The sequence below is a fragment of the Methylobacter sp. S3L5C genome (assembly GCF_022788635.1).
In the GTDB taxonomy this organism is placed as follows: domain Bacteria; phylum Pseudomonadota; class Gammaproteobacteria; order Methylococcales; family Methylomonadaceae; genus Methylobacter_C.
Genome location: NZ_CP076024.1, coordinates 857,449 through 877,721, shown reverse-complemented (window position 1 = coordinate 877,721; position 20,273 = coordinate 857,449). Strand labels below are relative to the sequence as shown.

Genomic DNA, 20,273 nt, shown 5'->3' with positions numbered 1-20,273 from the left:
ATCTACAAAAAATTATACTTATTATCAGTGACCCTTCTTTTCCGCTTGCATTAAACCCGAATAATTATTATGCAAAAATTACCCCTAACGCTCTATCGTACCGCTCAAGTTAGAGAGCTTGACCGAATTGCCATACAAGATCGAGGCATTTCCGGTTTTGACTTAATGAGTAGGGCGGGTTATGAGGTTTTTCAATGTTTCAGAAATAAATGGCCCAATACACGATCCGTAGCCGTTTTTTGTGGTGCGGGGAATAACGCCGGCGATGGTTATATTGTTGCCAGGCTGGCGTTGGAAGCCGGCTTGAAAGTGAGTGTTTATGCTCTTGCAAACCCTGAAAACAGCAAAGGTGATGCCTTGACAGCTTACCAGAATTATAGTGAGGCAAAGGGGGTTATTATTCCCTTTCAGGGTGATGAACTGATTGATGAAGATGTCATTGTTGATGCCTTGTTGGGAACCGGACTGGATCGGCCGGTAACGGGGCTTTATGCAGTGGCTATTCAGGTTATCAATCAGGCACCTGCCCATGTTGTTGCAGTGGATAGTCCGTCTGGTTTGAATGCCGATACCGGTAATGTGCTGGGGTGCGCTGTAAAAGCAGACTGTACCGTTACTTTTATTGCGTTAAAACAAGGTTTATTTACCGGGCAAGCGGCTGACTATTGCGGTGAAATTGCTTATGCTTCATTAGCCGTGCCGATGTCTCTTTTTCAAGAAGTTGCAGCGTCGGCGGTTCGTGTTGTTAAAACGCCGTTACCGCGTCGCGATCGTTGTGCTCATAAAGGTAATTACGGACATGTGCTGATAGTCGGTGGTGATTTGGGTTATTCCGGTGCTGCAAGACTGGCTGGTGAAGCGGCTTTGCGAGTGGGTGCCGGATTGGTTAGTATCGCAACACGGACAGAACATGCCGGGTTAATGAATCTAAACCGGCCTGAATTAATGTGTCATGGTGTAGACAGTGCAAAGCAGCTTGCCTGTTTGTTGGAAAAGGCCAGTATTATTGTGATAGGCCCGGGCTTGGGGCAAAGTGATTGGGCAAAAGAACTTTTTACAGCGACCATAAAAGCGCAAAAATTATTGATCATTGATGCTGATGGTTTAAATTTATTGGCTCGCTCGCCGGTAAAAAATGCTGACTGGGTTTTAACTCCTCATCCAGGTGAAGCCGCCCGTTTATTAAATTGTTCTACGGCGGAAATTCAACAAGACCGGTTTGCCTCTGTTTCAGCTATTCAGGCCAAATATGACGGTATTGCGGTTCTTAAAGGTGCCGGTACACTAATTGCCTCTGAAAATGATTGTGCCGTTTCTACGACAGGAAATCCGGGCATGGCTTCAGGGGGTATGGGCGATGTACTTGCGGGTGTGATTGCCGGCTTGCTTGCACAAGGCTTGTCCTTGAAAAATGCGGCACAACAAGGCGTTTATCATCATGGACTGGCCGCTGATTTAGCTGCAGAAAAGGACGGTGAAAGAGGTCTGTTGGCCAGTGATTTAATGCCTTACCTCAGAAAGATTGTATGATGCAGCGCTATTTGGATAGTACGGAAGCAACCGAGCAATTGGGTGCCGAATTGTTTAAGTCGGTGCCCACAAAATGTCTGATTTTTTTACAGGGCGACTTGGGAGCAGGAAAAACGACATTAGCCAGAGGTTTTCTTCGGGCGGCTGGCTATAATGGCACGGTTAAAAGCCCAACTTACACGTTAGTTGAAGAGTACGTGGTCGATGGTCGTAAAATATTTCATTTTGATTTATACCGCGTCGTTGATCCTGAAGAACTTGAATGGATAGGCATAAGAGATTATTTTGACCAAGACAGTGTCTGTTTTATTGAGTGGCCAGATAACGGCAAAGGTTTTTTGCCACAACCGAATATAATTGTTACTTTAAAACCACAAGGGCTTGCCCGGTCGGTAAATTTAGAGTATGTTTCTTAAAACTTTAAAAAACTTGCAAAGGATTTATAAAAACAACGACATATTGGCATAATTTAAAGCAAATTATTGTCGTTGGGGGATGTTGATATGATAAATTACTGGAAAATCTTGTTCTTCGTTGGATTACAGTTATTGTCTGTGTCGAGTTATGCGCAACAAATCAACGTAAATTCATTACGATATACTACTAGTTCAAAACAAAATAGCATGGCGTTTGATGTGACAGCATCAACAGAGCATCGGTTTTTTGTTATGGATAATCCGTCGCGATTGGTCATTGATATTAAAAATGCCCGGTTAAAGCATTCATTAAATCAACCTTCTATAGCGCATCCATTATTTACCCGAGTCCGCTCAGGAATAAAAGACGGCACTGATTTAAGAATTGTTGTTGATTTGAAAATGCCGATTAGCACGAAAAAATTCTCATTAAGCGCCAATAATAGCAATGAACATGTTCTGGTCATTGATTTGCTTAATAAAGATCCTATTGTCGCCACAATAACCGGAGATGAAGTGACCAAGCTGGCTGCGAGCCAGTCTTTTCAACCCAAGACAGTCGCGACTAAATCAATTGCCGGTAAATTGATTGCAGCGGTAACCGCCAATGATATAGTGATCGCCATTGATCCGGGGCACGGTGGTAATGATCCCGGTGCTCATGGACCTCAGGGCACTGAAGAGAAAAAAGTTACCTTTGAAATTGCCAAGAAATTGGAAGCATTGATTAGTAAACAGTCTGGTATGAAAGCCGTGATGATTCGTAAAGGTGACTATTATGTTGGTCTTAGAGACCGGATGAAAATTGCCCGAGCCGCTAAAGCGGATTTATTTATCTCAATACATGCCGATGCTTTTCAGGATGCCGGCGTTAAGGGGGCTTCCGTCTATACCTTATCCACCACCGGAGCCTCAAGTGAAGCCGCGCGTTGGCTGGCGGATACCGCAAATGCTGCTGATTTAGTGGGCGTTAGTCTTAGCGATAAAGAGGATATTTTAGCATCAGTTCTATTGGATTTGTCGCAAACGGCAACTCAGGAAGCGAGTGCTAATGTTGCCAAGCAGGTATTAAAGCACTTTGATACTATTTCGCAATTACATAAGCTTTCCGTACAAAAAGCAGGTTTTTTGGTATTAAAATCGCCTGATATACCCTCCATATTGGTTGAAACTGCTTTCATTTCTAACGCATCAGAAGAGCGAAACTTATTAAGTAATAGCTATCAATCAAAAGTAGCTAATGCTATTTTTAAAGGTGTGCTGGGTTATTTTAGACAATCTGCTCCCGTTGATGACAGAGTTGCGGCCTTGGATATGTAGGTTTTGATCACAGCGCCAACAAAAATTATGCACATTATTTTGTGGATAAGCCTGTTACTCGATGTTCAAGTTTTTTAGCTTGACTGAGATGGTCCCAGATAAATCAAGGAATTTTGGTCAATGCGTTCAGCTGCTATATCATAGTTACTTGGTTGTCAGGCATGATTTATCAGCATTCTTTAAAATCAAGAATTAAAAACTTGAACATTGAGTGTTATAAAACTCTTCGCCGCAACGGTAAGTATTTGCTTTCAAACAGACATTAATTAAATAGTCTAAAGTTGATTTAGCGATATACTTTCTGTAGTGCGTACTTAATTTATGGCTCTATATACTGCCAGAAAGTTATAGTCTACTTCTGCAACATATATCTTCAGACTCCGATATTAAGTCTGTCTTGTTTCTGCGGTAACGTCAGGTACCGCTTATCAAACAAAACCATAAAGCCGTTCTTTGGTATGGTGGTGGAATAATTGAATGTAAAGGCCGAGCCCCATTAAAACAGTCTTGCCTTTAAAATAATCGGTAGTGGGTGAAATCTGTAATTTTCAATATACTTGAAGTTATGACATTTCGATTAAAACCCATAATATTGACCATGACCTGTTATCAACAAGTTACCTGTCGCCAGTGTAACAGCAACCATATTTCGTCAGCCGGATATAATGCGCACGGTGAACAACGTTACCGTTGCCGAGAGCCAGATTGCCCAACTAAAACCTTTATGCTGAAATATCGTTACCGAGCCTGCGAGCCAGGCATAAAGAAGCGGGTGATTGATATGGCAATCAATGGCAGCGGTATTCGTGATACTGGTCGTGTGCTAAAAATCGATAAGAATACGGTTATTAACACGTTGAGAAATAAAGCCGTCAGTCTTGTTCAGGTTAATCCCAAAATATTTGAGCTGAGTGCCAGCGGCGAACTGAACGTCAGGCTAGAGGACGCAGGTTGTGAGGCAGAACTCGACGAACAGTGGTCTTATGTCGGTAATAAATCCAACCAACGTTGGCTCTGGCACGCTGTTGACCACGCTACCAACACCGTGCTTGCCTATATGTTCGGCAAGTGTAAGGATGTGGTTTTTCAAAAACTCAAAGCGTTACTTGAACCATTTGGCATCAAGCGGTACTACACAGATGATTGGGGTGCCTATGAACGCCATATTGATGCCGATAAGCATGAAATTGGTAAGCGCAATACCCAAAAAATAGAACGTAAAAATCTAAACTTTAGGACGTGGATTAAACGTCTGGTACGCAAAACAATTTGCTTTTTGAAGCTGGAATTGATGCATGATAGGGTCATCGGATTATTAATCAATAAAGTTGAGTTTGGACTTGATATTTACATATGATTACAGATTTCACCCACTACCAAATCAATAATACTATAGATTTTCAGATAAATAATTTATAGTAACTGTCTATGCGTATTCATTCACTCCCCATTCAACTGGTTAATCAAATTGCTGCAGGTGAAGTAGTCGAAAGACCTTCTTCTGTGGTTAAAGAGCTGGTTGAAAATTGTTTTGATGCCGGAGCGAGGCAGATCACCATTGATATTGAGCAGGGCGGTGCCCGGCTGATAAAAATCAGGGATGATGGTTCAGGTATAGTCAAAGAGGACTTGTCGCTTGCCTTATCACGACATGCGACCAGTAAAATTTCCAGCTTACAGGATCTGGAACAGGTAGCCAGCATGGGTTTTCGTGGTGAAGCCCTGCCCAGTATCAGTTCTGTTGCCAGACTTACTTTAATTTCCCGTACTGCCGATGCCCAGTGCGCCTGGAGTGTAATGGCAGACGGCTCCGAACAGAACTTTGATCCGCAACCCGATCCGCATCCTCAAGGCACTACGGTTGATGTGCGCGATTTATTTTATAATACACCAGCCAGACGCAAGTTTTTAAAAACTGAAAAAACCGAATTTGCCCATATTGAAACGTTAATAAAAAGAATGGCGCTGAGCCGCTTTGATATTGGTTTTACGTTATCGCATAATCAAAAAGAAGTGCTTAATTTAAAACCCGCAGTAACGGATAGCGCGCAAGAGCAAAGGATTGCCGGTATTTGCGGATCCGCTTTTATTGAGAGTTCGGTAAAAATTGACTTTGCCGCATCAGGCTTGCAATTAAGCGGTTGGGTTGGGTTGCCGACCTTTTCCCGCAGTCAGCAGGATATGCAGTTTTTTTATGTCAACGGTCGGTTGATAAGGGATAAACTGGTTTCCCACGCTGTTAAGCAAGCCTATCAGGATGTCTTGTTTCATGGGCGACACTCGGTTTTTGTCTTGTATTTGGTACTTGACCCGACTCTGGTTGATGTTAATGCACATCCGGCAAAACTGGAAGTCAGGTTTAGAGAAGGTCGTTTGGTTCACGATTTCTTGTTTACAGCATTACACCGGTCCCTGGCCAATGTCAGGCCGGAACACGGTGTCGAGGTAGTAGAAGTCGATCAGGTTAGCGATAACGTAACCAGGCAATATGAGCCGCATTTTAAACCAACGCCGCAGGCAAGTTCAAATTTTGATCGTAAACCGGATTATAGTCCAAGGCAGCCTCTACAAACGTCACTGCCTACGGTAGCGGAAACAATAAGCGCTTATGCTTCATTGTATCCGGACGATCAGTTTGTACAAAAGCAGCAACCATCGCTAGCCCCAGTACCAGTACTATCTTCAACACAGGATACTCATCCGTTAGGCTATGCTATCGCGCATTTGCATAATATTTATATTCTGGCCGAAACTCCTAAAGGCATCATTCTCGTTGATGCCCATGCAGCCCATGAACGAGTGACCTACGAGCGTCTGAAAAAGCAATATCAATTAGGGTCGATACCTTGCCAACCTTTGTTGCTGCCGATTAAGATAAACGTCAGTTTGGCAGAAGCTGATCTGGCAGAACAAGAACATGAGTTTTTTAGTACGTTAGGGTTTGAGCTTAACCGGTCCGGCCCTGAAACGATTGTTTTGCGATCAACGCCAGCTTTATTGGGCAACATTGATAAAGAAACCTTGATACGTGATGTACTGGCTGATATAAACGAGCATGGCATGAGTCAGCGTATACAGGAACAATCCAACCGGTTATTGGCAACTATCGCCTGTCATGGTGCTATCCGTGCGCGTCGCCGTTTGAGCGTAGACGAGATGAACGCATTGCTTAGGGATATGGAGCAAACCGAAAGAATAGGACAATGCAATCACGGCAGGCCGACTTGGATAGAATTATCAACTAACGATCTTGATAAATTTTTCATGCGCGGTCAATAACCGATATCAGTAATGCGTAACAGAATTCCGGTATGATAAAAAAACAGCCATTGCCGCCAGCTATTTTCTTAATGGGACCAACGGCTTCAGGGAAGACGGCTCTATCTGTTCAATTGGCGCAGGAGTTGGATGGTGAGATTATTAGTGTGGACTCTGCGTTGGTATTTAAAGGCATGGACATCGGTACAGCCAAGCCCACACTGGAAGAAAGAGGTGGTATTTCCCATTATCTGATAGATATTTTGGATCCATCAGAATCGTTTTCTACCGGCCAGTTTAGAACACAAGCACTTGCTTTAATGTCCTCTATAACCGGGCGTGGAAAAATACCGATTTTAGTGGGTGGTACCATGCTTTATTTTAATGCGCTATTAAAGGGACTTGCCGTATTACCTGAAGCCAATCCGGCGATCAGAGCTAAATTGGATGACGATTTAGAACGCTTGGGTAAAGAGGCCTTGCATCAACGGCTGGCTGATATTGATCCACTGGCGGCGGCGAGGATTCATCCAAATGACCCACAACGAATTCAACGCGCTTTGGAAGTCTACGAAATTAGTGGCAAACCCTTGTCCTCTTTTTTTGATACAGTTCAGGGTGAAGACTTTCCTTATCAACAAATAAAACTGATTATTGCCCCGTCAGACCGGAAAATTCTACATGATATCATTGCTCAACGTTTTCGAAATATGCTGGAACAAGGCTTTATTAGTGAAGTAGAAGCGCTCTACCAACGTGGTGATTTAAACGAAAAAATGCCGGCAATTCGTGCCGTAGGCTATCGTCAAATCTGGGCCTATCTGCAAGGTGAGGACAGTCTTGAAAGTATGACAGAAAAAGGCATTATCGCGACCCGACAATTAGCTAAACGCCAATTTACCTGGTTACGTAGAGAAACGGATGCAATCAGTTTTCAGACCGGGCAAGCGGATTTATTGCAAGAAGTCTTGGCGACTGTAATGAGTAGCAGGGAAGAATTTTAGTATCGTTATCGCGATAGCTTTTATTGTTTAGGTGCTCGGGGCGGCAAACAAAAATTACGATTAACTGCTGCGCAACATCAGTGAATAAAAGAAAAAGACCGATGACTTGACTGGAGACAAGAAGGTTGTGGTAATTATAAAAAGTCACAAAGACTGGCTATGGATCAAGAACCGTTAGAACGCGGGTTGAGCTGGAAAGCCATGATCGGATCAAAAACACGAAGATACGAAGTTTATTTCTTCGTGTTGATACTCTTTAAAATTATTGTATGAATTTTAAGAAATTAAATTTCCAATAAACGTCGCTTTAAGCTCATACAGATAACATCCCTTGAAGGGATGGTATCTGATAGTATCGAAATTATTTATTTGAGAATCTATAGATTTAGCGGTTATGGTTTTTTTACAAGCAACCTTTCATGGCTACGCCAAGATCAGTTGGTGATAAACAAACTTCAATCCCGGCCGCTTTTAATGCAGCAATTTTTCCTGTCGCAGTGCCTTTTCCGCCAGTTACAATGGCACCTGCATGGCCCATGCGTTTTCCGGCAGGGGCGGTTTGTCCCGCGATATAGGCAACAACGGGTTTAGTCACGTAAGATCTAATGTATTCAGCGGCATCTTCTTCTTCGCTGCCACCTATTTCACCAACCATGATGATACCTTTGGTTTGGTCATCCGCCTGAAAACGACTGAGTACATCGACAAAGTTCATACCATGAATTGGATCACCGCCGATACCTACACAGGTACTTTGTCCAAGACCTTGCTGAGTCGTTTGATGAACTGATTCATAGGTTAAGGTACCTGAGCGTGACACTATACCGATAGACCCGGGTAAGTGAATTTTACCCGGCATAATGCCAATTTTACATTCGCCAGGGGTGATAATCCCCGGACAGTTGGGGCCGATTAATAAGGCTCCCGTATTGGCCATTGCCGCTTTGACCCGCAACATTTGTAAAATGGGAATGCCTTCGGTAATACAAACGATGAGTTTGATACCAGCATCTACGGCTTCCAGAATGGCATCCGCTGCGTAAAAAGGCGGTACATAAATTACGCTGGCGGAAGCGCCGGTGCTGTTAACGGCATCTTGAACGGTATTAAAAACTGGTAATCCCAAGTGGATATCGCCACCACGTTCAGGAGTAACGCCTCCCACTAATTGGGTGCCGTAGTCCAGGGTTTGTTGGGAATGAAACGTGCCTTGTTTACCGGTAAAGCCTTGGCAAATAACTTTAGTGTCTTTATTTATTAAAATGCTCATGCCATCTCCGCCAAAGCAACTACTTGTTCTGCCGCTTGTGCCAAATCATTTGCAGCGTATATGTTATGGCCTGTATTACTCAATAAAGCCCTGCCTTCTTCGACATTGGTACCTTCCAGACGCACTACCACAGGTACGGTAACGTCAATCTGTTCTATAGCGGCCAAAATACCCGCTGCGATAACGTCACACTGCACGATGCCACCAAAAATATTGACCAGTACCGCTTTTACACTGGTATCAGACAGAATCAACTTGAATGCTTCACAGACTTTTTCAACATTGGTACCGCCGCCAACATCAAGAAAATTTGCAGGCTGGCCACCTTTTAATTTAACCAGATCCATAGTGGCCATTGCCAGTCCTGCACCATTAACCATGCAGCCTATATTACCTTTCAAGGTAATATAATTTAGCCCAAATTGCTGGGCGTGGTTTTCTTTGTCATCTTCCTGGGCAGGATCTTTCATCGCTAAAATATCAGGATGAATGGCTACCGCGTTATCATCAAAGTTAATTTTAGCGTCCAATGCCAATAAATCGCCGCTCTCGGTTTCTATTAGCGGGTTAATTTCAATTTGACTGGCATCTTTGGCTAAAAACAAGTTATACATGCCTTGCATTATTTTTTCCAACGCCTTGATTTGCGATCCTTTAAGACCCAATGTGTAGGCAATTTTCCGGCATTGATAGACTTTTAAGCCTGCGGCAGGATGAACGTGTACCGAAGTAATTTGTTCAGGCGATTCATGGGCAATCGTTTCTATATCCATGCCACCCGCTGCCGAGGCGATAAAACTGATACGTTCACTGGCTCTGTCAATCAGCATACTCAGATATAATTCACGTTTAATCGGGTACATTTTCTCTATTAACAGAGAATTGACAGGTAATCCTGCGCTATCGGTCTGAATGGTAACCAGTCGTTTGCCCAACATATCCCGACTAAATCCGGCGACTTCAGCCAAATTTTTAGCCAGTTTTACGCCGCCGACTTTACCTCTGCCTCCTGCATGTACCTGAGCCTTAACAACCCAAGCATCGCCGCCTAACTCGCGGGCAATCTGTTCGGCATTATCTGGCGTTGTCGCCTGCTTTCCATCGGGTACAGGTATTCCATAAATCTGAAACAACTGTTTGGCCTGATACTCATGAATATTCATTTGTTGCTCCTGATTGACCGGTAAAGTCCGGCAAGTTTTTTTAAGTTTTTACATCGACGCCATGATTTACCTAGGCAGCTTTCGTACAGCCTCCCGGATATCACCTAAGGCTTATAGTTATCGATGGCTTCAAGTTTAATCAGGGCACTTTTTATTAATGCTTCAATTACAGGATCCAGTTCGTTATTTTTATAGACTTTTTCAAGTAAACCTTCGGTAACCAAGGCATCTTTTATCCAGCGCTTGGTGAAACGATAGTTATTATAGGTAGTGGCTACTTCTCCGGTTTTTGGGTCGCGTAAGCCTTTTTTAACTATATTTTGAGTTGCTGCTTTAGGTGTGGTTTTTTTAAGAGCTGCCGATTTAATTTTTGTCGGTTTAATTTTTTCGACAATGGTTTCAGGCACAGGTTGTTCTACAGATACTTTTGGCGCTTCAGGTTTAGGTACTGATTTTTTTTCATTTACCACTTCATAAACAACATAAGCAACAAAAATTGTAGTTAATATAAACAACACTTCAAACATAACCGCTCTCCAACTCTTAAATTTATTTTTTATTGTTACCGGCCGAAGAGACGCATCCGGTCAGTTTAGTTAATTAAATCGCCAGCAACCGAATATACCAGAAGCCAACGATCTAGTTAAGTTCTTAATCGTTTAATAAACAACATCTTTTTGATAAATTAATCGGTGTATGCTTATTTATTGCTATAACCAGGCAGTATTTATACCTTTTATCGATAATTAATAAGCTGAAAAATACTTTCTTTAGCCGTTATAGTTAATAACGGCTAAAGCATTCTGAACGTTATTCCCATCTTTAGCTTACAGCTATCAAGCCGCTGGATTGATTTTTACATCAATAAGGATAATAGTACCCCCCCCAATAACGGGGGTAATAGCCATAGTATCCGTAATAAGGGTAACCATAGCCAAAACCACGATAGCCATAGCCGCCATAACCATCGTAACCATAATAATTAACGGGTACATAAACTGGCCACAGATGGATAGTGGTAGCTGAAATGACGGGCAATCGAAGTATTTTTTTTCCAACAGAACGTTCGATATCGCCTTTAAGTGTTCCGGCAACAGTAACCTCTGTGTCTTTTGTATAAACAGCCGGATCCAGAAACTCGGCGCTTTTAAAAATAAAACGTCCTTTGTTGGGTTGATCCAGTCGTGGTCGACCATAGCTGTTAAGGGGGTAATATAATACTTGAACAAGACTGAAGTTTTGTTCATTTTCCACATCAATAATAATGCCGCCCCATCTTACAGGCGCTTCTTTATACTGGGAAATTTTCTGGGTTGCCTGACTATACAAAAGATCAAATAAAGGCGGGTCCTCAATTGCCGGTGGGAGATTTGAGCAAGCGCTCAATAACAACAGATAGATGGATAATAAATAACGTTTCATAATACCCTCTCATAGAAATAACTATTTGTTTATAGGTACTGATCTCCGGCTTTTATCATCGTATGTTTCCCGATTCAGAATAACTATGAGGTAGCCGAAATCATCGATTTTTGTGAATTTTTTAAAGAGTTTGATTCCAGTATTTAGACTCTCAGAAATTAAACTTCCAATTTATATCGCGGTAAGTCCACACAGATAACATTCCTTCAAGGGATTGTATCTGTCAGCATGGAAATTATTTATCTGAAAATCTATATAACCAATATCAGAAACCGATAGGTTGGAATAAGGCTTTTTAAAGCGTAAGCGAGAACAAGCGTTTCCTGCATACATCGTGTGAATGCAGCAAACGTTACTACGACCTACGATAAGCTCCAGACGGCTTGGCGGTCTTATTCCAGGTTACGTCTGATGCTTGTTATAGCATGTTAGTATTATTGTCACAAAAAATATTTTATTTATCACGAAGGATATGAATAAATATACCTCGCCACCTTCGTGATGATAATGGTTTTAATTCTTTAGCAAGCCAAGAGTCCGTATTGGTAGAACGGAATACACAGCTTCGTTAGTGATTTGTAAAGTCGGCTACACCAGTAAATTAACCAATATTTGCTCGTAGATATTGGTTAAAATCGTCAAGTCTCCTATGGTCACATTTTCATTGATTTTATGAATGCTTTCATTCAATGGCCCCAATTCAACTACTTGTGCGCCGGTTGGTGCAATAAAGCGTCCATCCGAGGTGCCACCGCCGGTATCATCCAGCGTATCAAAGCCGGTTACCGATTTAATGGCGGCATGGGTAGCATCGATTAATTGGCCTTTTTCAGTTAAGAAAGGATTGCCGGACAAGCGCCATATTATCTCGTATTTAAAGCCGTATTTATCAAGAATGGCGCAGGTGCGTTGCTTAATGGTTTCTTCGTTTAATTCGGTGCAAAAACGCAGGTTAAACTGTACTTCTGCAAAGCCCGGGATAATGTTTTCCGCGCCGGTTCCGGCATTGATATTTGAAACTTGCAGGCTGGTCGGTGGAAAAAAAACATTACCGTGATCCCAGATTTCTTCGGTTAGTTCTTTTAATGCCGGGGCAAAGGTATGAATCGGATTGTCTGCCATTTCAGGATAGGCGACATGCCCCTGAACACCAATAACGGTTAATTTGGCGCACAAAGAGCCGCGTCGACCGACACGAATGACATCCCCCATCTTTTTATCGCTGGAAGGTTCACCTACCAGACACCAGTCAATTTTTTCATGACGTTGTTCCAGTATTTCCACCACTTTAACCACGCCATTGGTAGCGATACCTTCTTCATCACTGGTCAACATAACGGCAATAGAGCCTTTATGGTCGGGATGTTTGGTGATAAAACGCTCAACGGCCGTAATAAAGCAGGCAATGCCGCCTTTCATATCAGCGGTGCCACGGCCATAGAGCTTGTCATCACGAACAGTCGGCACAAACGGTGGTGATAACCATGCATCTAAAGGCCCCGGCGGTACAACATCGGTATGGCCAAGAAAGGTAAACAACGGCTTTACATCGCCACGTCTAAGCCAGATATTTTTAGTATCATTAAAATCCAGACGTTCTTCTTTAAAATTTAGTCGGGTTAAGCGTTCCGCAATAACATCCTGGCAACCGGCATCTTCAGGCGTGACTGATTCCCTGCTAACAAGGTCTTTAAGAAGTTCCAGGGTTTCACTCATAGTCATTCGGTTTGGTTATGGTCGGGTTTTACTTTACCGGCTTCCGGCAGGTGTGCAGCATAGCCTCCGTCCTTGGTAGTAAAGCCAATAATCAGTTTATCGCCGGTATCTAAAACCGGACGTTTAATAAGGGTTGGGGTGTTTACCATCAATGCGATTGCTTTTTCTGCTGTTAAATCGCTTTGTTGCTCCGCACTGAGTTGCCAACTGGTACTGCTGCGATTAAGTAAGGTGTTCCAGTCTACGCGCGTGGCAAAGTTATTGAGCTGTACCGAGGTTAGCCCATCAGTCCGAAAATCATGGAACTGATAGGCTATGCCGTTTTGATCCAGCCACTGCCGCGCTTTTTTGACGGTGTCGCAGTTTTTTATGCCGTAAAGCGTGTACATGGCTTTGTGCTTATAATTGGCTGTTTAATAACTCATCAATGCTGGGTAATTCTTTGTCAGTTTTACAACGATTTTTATACAGGTCGACAAATTCCATAAAGGCTTGTTCGAGATCGGCCAGAATTTCTTCTTCGTTTTCGCGGTCATCTTCAAGAATATCATCGGATTCCAGATATTCTCGTTGTAGGTCTACTTCACTGTTAAGGGCCAGTGTGGCGTAAATCATGGCATTACTTGAGATTTTTTCAGTCATGGTATAAGTGTGGTTAAGGTTAAGAAAAAAATTAAAAGTGGTTAATCAGCTTGGTTGGCAAGGCCTTTTTTATCTACTTTACCTAAGAGGCTGTCCGGATAGCATTTTATAGTCTACAGGCTCTTTGCTGTTTAACGGCAGTTTATTCGCTTGGATTTCTAAAATGAATAGTCAGGCCTTGTAAAAAATTTCTCAGTATTTGGTCGCCGCATTCCCGGTAATTTTTATGGCCTTTTTGTCTGGAAAAAGCACTGAGTTCACCTTTGGATATTTCAAAATCAGCCAGTTTCCAGGTGTTAAGCATATCGTCTTCTTTAAAGTTTAAGGCGATTCTTAGTTTTTTGAGAATACTATTATTGGTTACCGGCACCGACGGCTTTTTCACTTGCCCGGGTTGCTCATCCAATTTCCCTCTTTTATAAATAATTAAACCTTTTAAAAAAGCATCCATCAGTTGATTATCAAGTTCGACATAATCTTCCTGATTATCTTTTTTAAGTACGTTGAGTAAATCATCCCGACTTATCTCGGTATCGCCCAAGGCAAAAATATCAATCATGGCTTGGTCGTTTAGATCCAAAGCGTAGCGAACCCGGCGTAATACATCATTATTAATCATAAACTTATTTTTTATTGGGTAGTGTTTTTAGGTATGTTATCCGGCTGCGATGAAGGAATTTACCTGTATTTCATGCGTAGCGTAGATAACTCCCCGGTGATTCAGTAGCAGTGGCCGGATTAAGTTAAGGTTAACCCGGCCGGTATAATTAATCCCTTAATAGCTCATTAATTCCGGTTTTGCTACGTGTTCTTTCATCAACCTGTTTGATGATAACTGCACAATATAAGCTATAGCTACCGTCTGCTGAAGGCAAATTGCCGGATACGACCACAGATCCTGCAGGAATACGTCCGAAGCTGACTTCACCGGTCATACGGTTAAAAATTTTGGTGCTTTGGCCAATGTATACGCCCATTGAAATAACGCAACCATCTTCAACGACAACGCCTTCAACAATTTCTGAACGTGCACCGATAAAGCAGTTGTCGCCAATAATGGTAGGGCCTGCCTGTAACGGTTCCAATACGCCACCAATGCCTACACCACCAGAAAGATGCACGTTTTTACCAATTTGTGCGCAAGAACCGACGGTTACCCAAGTATCAACCATCGTGCCGCTATCGACATAAGCACCGATGTTAATATAAGACGGCATCAATATTGCGCCGGGCGCTATGTAGGAGCCATGACGGGCAACGGCGTTGGGTACAACGCGTACCCCGGCCTTGGCGAAATCTTCCTCGGTATAATTTGAATACTTACATTCAACTTTATCGTAATAACGGGTGTTGCCGCCATCCATCATACGGTTTTCGTTAATTCTGAAGGATAATAATACGGCTTTTTTTAACCATTGATGCGTTATCCATTCGCCGTCGATTTTTTCGGCGACCCTTAGAGTACCTTTATCAAGCAGGTTAATGGTTTCGATAACTGCATTGCGGATTTCAGCTGAAACGTTAGCAGGAGTAATATCGTTACGTTGTTCAAAAGCGGATTCTATAATGTTTTTTAGGTGATTCATGGTGTTATATATAAGGTGTTAAGAAAGTTTTTAATTCGATGGGCAGCTTCTATACAATCCTCCAGTGGTGCAACCAAGGCTATTCTGACATGATTGACCCCCGGATTTATGCCATCAAATTCACGTGACAAGAAACTGCCTGGCAGAACGGTGATGTTTTCCCGGGCAAAAAGCTGTTGGGCAAAAGCGGTGTCTGAAATCTCCCTCAATCCCTCTTTGTCAAAGGTGGACTCCAAAGGCTGGGGGATTTTCAACCAGACATAAAATCCGGCAGGTGGTCTCTCAATTTTGCAAACGTCAGCAAGAATGGCGATAAAAGCCGAGAATTTTTCACGGTATAAACGCCGATTTTCAATAACGTGCCTTTCATCCTGCCAAGCTTTAATACTGGCATGTTGGGTGGGTAGAGGCATGGCACAGCCCTGATAGGTACGGTATTGAAAATATTGTTGCAGAATATCGGCATCACCCGCAACAAAGCCGGACCTTAAGCCTGGGGCGTTGGAGCGCTTGGATAAGCTATGGAAAACAACACAGCGTTTAAATGTCGTGTTACCCATATGATAAGCTGTTTGCAGCAAACCAACAGGGGGCTGGTTTTCGTCGTCATAGAGTTCGGTATAGCATTCATCGGAGGCAATAACAAAATCATACTTTTCCGCCAGATTAAGGAGTTTTTCATGGCTGGCTTGCGAGATCACTGCACCGCTGGGATTGCCGGGAGAACAGATATAAATTAACTGGCAGCGTTGCCATATTGCTTCAGGTACGGCATCAAAATCCGGTAAATAATTCGTGGCTTCCAGGGTGTTTAAAAAATACGGTTCTGCCCCTGCTAGTAGTGCTGCGCCTTCATAAATCTGATAAAACGGGTTGGGCATAATGACTACCGGGCTTGTGTTTGGATCAATCACACATTGGGCGAAAGAAAACAAGGCTTCGCGGGTGCCGCTGACCGGCAAAATTTGCGTTTCAGGGTTAATAAATTCTTCAGGAATCTGGAAGCGCCTCGTAATCCAGTCAGCAATAGCCTGCCTTAGCTCAGGGATGCCTTTTGTCGTTGGATAGTTGGATAATCCATGTAAATGGATTAATAGCGCCTCGGCAATAAAATGCGGAGTGGTATGAGTTGGTTCTCCTATGGATAGAACAATAGGATGCTTGTTTGCCGGTGGCACAATACCATATTTAAGTTGAGCCAGCTTTTCAAACGGGTAAGGATGTAAGTATTTTAAGTTAGGAGTCATTACTACGTTGCCCACAGTTTAAAAAAATTTCTTTTCCTGGTTGAGAAAACAGGAAAATAAAGGCAGTAAATTTCTTGTGAAATTTTTTATCATAGTCTTTTTTTCTGAATGATAAGGGACTATAGATCTCTACTGCCACTGGATTATTGTTTATTTACATCCAGGTTTTTTACCTGCGGCTTGCGCTTGTTGATACAAAATTAAGGCCTGTGGCATGTGTTGCTCCAAATTTTGAATACGCGAGGCGTGTGCCGGATGCGTTGACAAAAATTCTACTGGTTGTTGGCCTTGTGATGCCTGTTCCATTTTTTGCCATAGGGCGATGCTTTGTTTTGGATCAAAGCCTGCTTTTGCCATTAAATCGACACCGATTATATCCGCTTCACTTTCCTGTATTCGGCTATAAGGCATCAGTATGCCATATTCTGCACCGACACCCAGCAGGCCAAAGGCCGTCTGACCTAAAGCGGATTGCGGAGAGCCCATTGCCTGAATCATGGCCATGCCCTGACTGACAGCCATTTCTTGCGATGCCCTTTCATTGCTGTGTTTGGCGAGTACATGTCCGACTTCATGACCAATGACCGCCGCCAGTTGATCCTGAGTATCAACCAGTGTGATCATTCCGGAGTGTATGCCAATTTTATTGCCGGGCAAGGCAAAAGCATTGGGTGATGTATCTTCAAAAACAATGACTTCCCACTGGCCGCCTAATTGGCTGGTGATGGCTTGTGAAATACAGCTGGCAAGCTGATTATATTGACTGTTGGTGCTGGCTGGTTTTTCTTTTTTTAAGGTGTCGAAAGCCTGCAAGCCCATTTGGTTAATTTGCGTGTCAGGCATGACAATAAATTGGCTTCTGCCGGTAGGACTGGTGATGCAGGCACTTAATAGACAGGCAGCTATCAGAACAGAAAATTTTGTTTTGAACATAAAAATAAGCACCATTAGTTTTATAATAGCGGCCATTTTAACGCAAGTTTTTATCTGTGGCTGAAAAATGTAGCTCTTAATTTCAGAGTAGGACTATGAATACGCCCCATAATTAGCATAATCAGGTACTTTGCAGAGTATGTTGCAATAACCATTCTGTAAAGTAATCATTTCCGAAGGCTTTGCATCTGACTGCTATTTTAAAATTTTTATTAAGCGGTTGTTATAGTCTTCTTCTGATAACACGCCACTAATACTTTCGCGCTGATGTGTCTTATCGAAAAAATAAGTTCTGGGCAATTCGCCATACCATTTTGGATCGATTTCAAATTGTAATTTTTGTGTGTTTTCATCGGCATAAACCCAATTATCAATATCGGCTAACTGGTTTTTTTTCAGGATCGACTGAATTTGCTCAACTTCGGAAATATCATCGGCTGCCAGCATGATTATTTTTAGTTCAGGTCTTTTTTTATGGATAAGGCTTAATAAGGGCATATCTTTAAGGCAGGATGAGCAGGTTATGGACCAGACTACCATCATAAAAGGCTGGTTGGCATTGTTCGCCAGTATCTCCTGATAGCTTCCGGTTGAAAAAGGTTTTAAATCGGCTTGCCCGGCTTGTATCGGGTTACTTAATACCGCTAATAAAATAACCAATACACTCAGGAATTTTTTTTTTAGTGACATGTTTTCATCTCTATTAAGGTGATAGTCGCGTTCTATGGGTGTCCGCGACAGAAAATATTTTAATTATAACGAATTAACAGCATGGTTACTTGGCCTTTACCGGTAAAACAGAAATGAATGAGGTAAATCCTGCTGTAACTACTCAGTTATAAAAAAAATGAGGATTGATGTGTCATCAAACTTAACAGATTAAAAAATGATTTTTTCGTAATTTGATACGCTGTGCAGAAGCATCTGCGGATAATGAAATAGCGAAGAAAAGTTTGAATTCGTTAACGAAATCAGCTTGTTTTTAAAAGTAAAATTGACATGATAGGGTGGTCACGAGGATCTGATCTATTGTTAGTCAGAACCTCGTTATAGTGAACAAGTTGGGGGGCAAAGGTGAAGTACGGTAGTGATCAATTTTTTTAGATGGCAGTAATTTTTCAAATAACTTGGTGATTAAACGGCTGTAGCACCATCTCACTGACTACACCACTATCGGGTTGCTGGCATAAAAACCAGATGGCTTTGGCCGCTTCCTCAGCTTGAATCATTTTTTCCCGCTGTACTTTCAGGTCAATATTATCCCAAAAAGCAGAGTCCACACCGCCCAGAAATAAATTGGTGATACGAATATCGGTACGTTTTACTTCTTCCCGGATGCTTTGCATCATGCCTACCAGTCCGTATTTGCTGGCGCAATAAGCGGCTGCACCAGCCATGGGTACTTTACCCAACACGCCTGGAATATTGATAATCAGTCCTGTCTTGGTTGCTTTCATGGCGGGTAAAAATGATTTCATCAGCAAGAAAGGAACGACCAAATTAGCCTGTAATGTATTTAGAAAATCAGTTTCATCCAACGTGTCCATTGATTTAATGATGCCAATGCCGGCGGCATTAATCAAAATATCAATGGTGGCAAATTGCTGGAAATATTTTTCTTTCAGCTCGCTTACCGAGTCAGGTTGGGAGCTATTTAAAACAAAATATCGTTCAGCGGATACTTTGCAAGCGGCAGCAACGGTTTCTAATTGCTCTTTATTTCTGCCTGCTAAAAAGAGATGAGCACCGCTGCCTGCCAGCAAAGCAGCTGTTTTACTACCAATGCTACCAGTAGCTCCGACTATAAGGACGTTCTTATCTTTTAATATTTGCATAAATAAAATTTTTGAGTTGATTAACCAATATATCGGCTTTTTTGAATTTAGAAAATAAAGTTATAGGGTAGTTGTTTCCTTGTATTTTCGCCATTTCAAATCTCGAAAATACTCCGTCGCATAAGCAATGCACAGGGCAAAAAATAATTTAAACGATATAAAAAAATTGAAGCAGAAAAAAGATTTTTGAGAAAATGTATTACATTTCATAAAACGTTAATACTGCCGTCGCATAAATTTCTTGTAACGAAGCTATTGTGTATTGGCTAAATTAGCCTATGTAATTTGTAAAAAATCCAATCCGTTTAAACCGCTTCGATGATTCGTAGCTGGTGAACAGTAATCTGGCAATAAAAGAGTTTTTGTAAATGTTAATAAAAAAATCAAGTTTTTTTGTATTGGTCACCTCTCTATTACTTTTGGGCTGTACTCAACAAGCAACCAAAAATGGTGATCAGATTAGTACAGTTAAATCAACTGCAACCGAGTTGAGTTTTCGTGAATTTTATAAATTACCCATTGGACCGAACGGACTGGAGCCGACATCCAAGTTACTAAGCTTAAAAGATAAGCGAGTTCATATTAAGGGTTTCATGGTCAAGGCCGAAGATCCGGTTGCCGGGATTTTTATGGTGACCTTGGTACCTGTAAACATCCCTGAAAAAGAAGATGGTCCGTCCGATGACCTGCCGGGAGCGACAGTATTTGTCCATATGCCTGCCGAAGATACGGCAAAAATTCTAGCTTATCGTCCCGGCATGTGGGATCTGGTAGGAACCTTGCAGCTTGGAGCGAAGGAAGAGAGTAATGGGCGTATTTCTTACGTTAGGCTACTTTTGGATCAGGTTCCTGCTCAAATTTTTGTTGAATAATACTACTTACATGAATCTGTAGTTAGCACTGTTAGTGCTAATAGTTCAGAAGATATGTT

19 protein-coding genes and 1 pseudogene are annotated in these 20,273 nt (G+C 42.2%); 7 read left to right on the top strand and 13 right to left on the bottom strand.

The features are described from left to right. The first annotated feature begins 69 nt into the window (after positions 1–69). The 6 genes from KKZ03_RS04155 (at position 70) to miaA (ending at position 7,528) form a co-directional block, all read left to right on the top strand. The gene (locus tag KKZ03_RS04155) at positions 70–1,530 is read left to right on the top strand and encodes an NAD(P)H-hydrate dehydratase (protein WP_243220245.1); all 1,461 of its coding nucleotides are present in this window, start codon (positions 70–72) and stop codon (positions 1,528–1,530) included. After that, positions 1,530–1,946, top strand: a complete 417-nt coding sequence (gene tsaE / locus KKZ03_RS04150; RefSeq protein ID WP_243221535.1) for a tRNA (adenosine(37)-N6)-threonylcarbamoyltransferase complex ATPase subunit type 1 TsaE — start codon at positions 1,530–1,532, stop codon at positions 1,944–1,946. The genes KKZ03_RS04155 and tsaE overlap by 1 nt, the downstream gene beginning before the upstream one ends. An 87-nt stretch (positions 1,947–2,033) precedes the next feature. Continuing rightward, entirely contained in the window at positions 2,034–3,266 is a 1,233-nt protein-coding gene (locus KKZ03_RS04145) for an N-acetylmuramoyl-L-alanine amidase (protein ID WP_256451996.1), read from the top strand. Between the two features lie 598 nt (positions 3,267–3,864). Continuing rightward, positions 3,865–4,623 carry an IS1 family transposase gene (locus KKZ03_RS04140; RefSeq protein WP_243220242.1) on the top strand — a complete coding sequence of 253 codons (759 nt, stop codon included), beginning with the start codon at positions 3,865–3,867 and terminating at the stop codon, positions 4,621–4,623. Between the two features lie 71 nt (positions 4,624–4,694). Beyond that, positions 4,695–6,545 (top strand): DNA mismatch repair endonuclease MutL, encoded by a 1,851-nt coding sequence (mutL, locus tag KKZ03_RS04135; protein ID WP_243220241.1) that lies wholly within the window; start codon positions 4,695–4,697, stop codon positions 6,543–6,545. A 32-nt stretch (positions 6,546–6,577) separates the two neighbouring features. Next, a complete protein-coding gene (gene miaA, locus KKZ03_RS04130) occupies positions 6,578–7,528 on the top strand; it encodes a tRNA (adenosine(37)-N6)-dimethylallyltransferase MiaA (protein WP_243220239.1) in 951 nt (316 codons plus the stop codon). A 403-nt stretch (positions 7,529–7,931) separates the two neighbouring features. On the opposite strand, the gene sucD is transcribed toward miaA, so the two are convergent. The 13 genes and pseudogenes from sucD to KKZ03_RS04065 all read right to left on the bottom strand — a co-directional run bounded on the left by sucD (position 7,932) and on the right by KKZ03_RS04065 (position 19,342). After that, positions 7,932–8,798, bottom strand: a complete 867-nt coding sequence (sucD, locus tag KKZ03_RS04125) for a succinate--CoA ligase subunit alpha (protein WP_243220237.1) — start codon at positions 8,796–8,798, stop codon at positions 7,932–7,934. After that, positions 8,795–9,964 (bottom strand): annotated as a pseudogene (gene sucC / locus KKZ03_RS04120) (ADP-forming succinate--CoA ligase subunit beta); the annotation flags it as partial. The pseudogene sucC and the gene sucD, both read right to left, overlap by 4 nt. A 101-nt stretch (positions 9,965–10,065) precedes the next feature. Next, positions 10,066–10,488, bottom strand: a complete 423-nt coding sequence (locus KKZ03_RS04115; protein ID WP_243220235.1) for a hypothetical protein — start codon at positions 10,486–10,488, stop codon at positions 10,066–10,068. Between the two features lie 334 nt (positions 10,489–10,822). Further along, positions 10,823–11,383 (bottom strand): Slp family lipoprotein, encoded by a 561-nt coding sequence (locus tag KKZ03_RS04110; protein ID WP_243220233.1) that lies wholly within the window; start codon positions 11,381–11,383, stop codon positions 10,823–10,825. A gap of 588 nt (positions 11,384–11,971) precedes the next feature. Then, a complete protein-coding gene (dapE, locus tag KKZ03_RS04105) occupies positions 11,972–13,099 on the bottom strand; it encodes a succinyl-diaminopimelate desuccinylase (protein ID WP_243221534.1) in 1,128 nt (375 codons plus the stop codon). A gap of 2 nt (positions 13,100–13,101) precedes the next feature. Beyond that, complete coding sequence (locus KKZ03_RS04100) at positions 13,102–13,488, bottom strand: arsenate reductase (RefSeq protein ID WP_243220231.1); 387 nt, start codon at positions 13,486–13,488, stop codon at positions 13,102–13,104. 10 nt (positions 13,489–13,498) lie between these two features. Next, positions 13,499–13,741, bottom strand: coding sequence for a hypothetical protein (locus tag KKZ03_RS04095; RefSeq protein WP_243220230.1), 243 nt, complete (start codon positions 13,739–13,741; stop codon positions 13,499–13,501). 142 nt (positions 13,742–13,883) lie between these two features. After that, positions 13,884–14,360 (bottom strand): DUF1456 family protein, encoded by a 477-nt coding sequence (locus KKZ03_RS04090; protein WP_243220229.1) that lies wholly within the window; start codon positions 14,358–14,360, stop codon positions 13,884–13,886. 148 nt (positions 14,361–14,508) lie between these two features. Continuing rightward, the gene (gene dapD / locus KKZ03_RS04085; RefSeq protein ID WP_243220228.1) at positions 14,509–15,327 is read right to left on the bottom strand and encodes a 2,3,4,5-tetrahydropyridine-2,6-dicarboxylate N-succinyltransferase; all 819 of its coding nucleotides are present in this window, start codon (positions 15,325–15,327) and stop codon (positions 14,509–14,511) included. Next, complete coding sequence (dapC, locus tag KKZ03_RS04080) at positions 15,324–16,574, bottom strand: succinyldiaminopimelate transaminase (RefSeq protein WP_243220227.1); 1,251 nt, start codon at positions 16,572–16,574, stop codon at positions 15,324–15,326. Before dapC ends, dapD begins: the two co-directional genes overlap by 4 nt. 150 nt (positions 16,575–16,724) lie before the next feature. Beyond that, positions 16,725–17,507: a M48 family metallopeptidase gene (locus tag KKZ03_RS04075; RefSeq protein WP_243220226.1), complete on the bottom strand. Its 783-nt coding sequence runs from the start codon at positions 17,505–17,507 to the stop codon at positions 16,725–16,727. Between the two features lie 195 nt (positions 17,508–17,702). Beyond that, on the bottom strand, positions 17,703–18,197 hold the full coding sequence (locus tag KKZ03_RS04070; RefSeq protein WP_243220224.1) for a hypothetical protein: 495 nt from the start codon (positions 18,195–18,197) through the stop codon (positions 17,703–17,705). A gap of 428 nt (positions 18,198–18,625) precedes the next feature. Further along, entirely contained in the window at positions 18,626–19,342 is a 717-nt protein-coding gene (locus KKZ03_RS04065) for an SDR family oxidoreductase (protein ID WP_243220222.1), read from the bottom strand. Between the two features lie 368 nt (positions 19,343–19,710). Between KKZ03_RS04065 and KKZ03_RS04060 the strand changes: the two genes are divergently transcribed. Then, on the top strand, positions 19,711–20,214 hold the full coding sequence (locus KKZ03_RS04060; RefSeq protein WP_243220221.1) for a hypothetical protein: 504 nt from the start codon (positions 19,711–19,713) through the stop codon (positions 20,212–20,214). Positions 20,215–20,273: the final 59 nt, after the last annotated feature.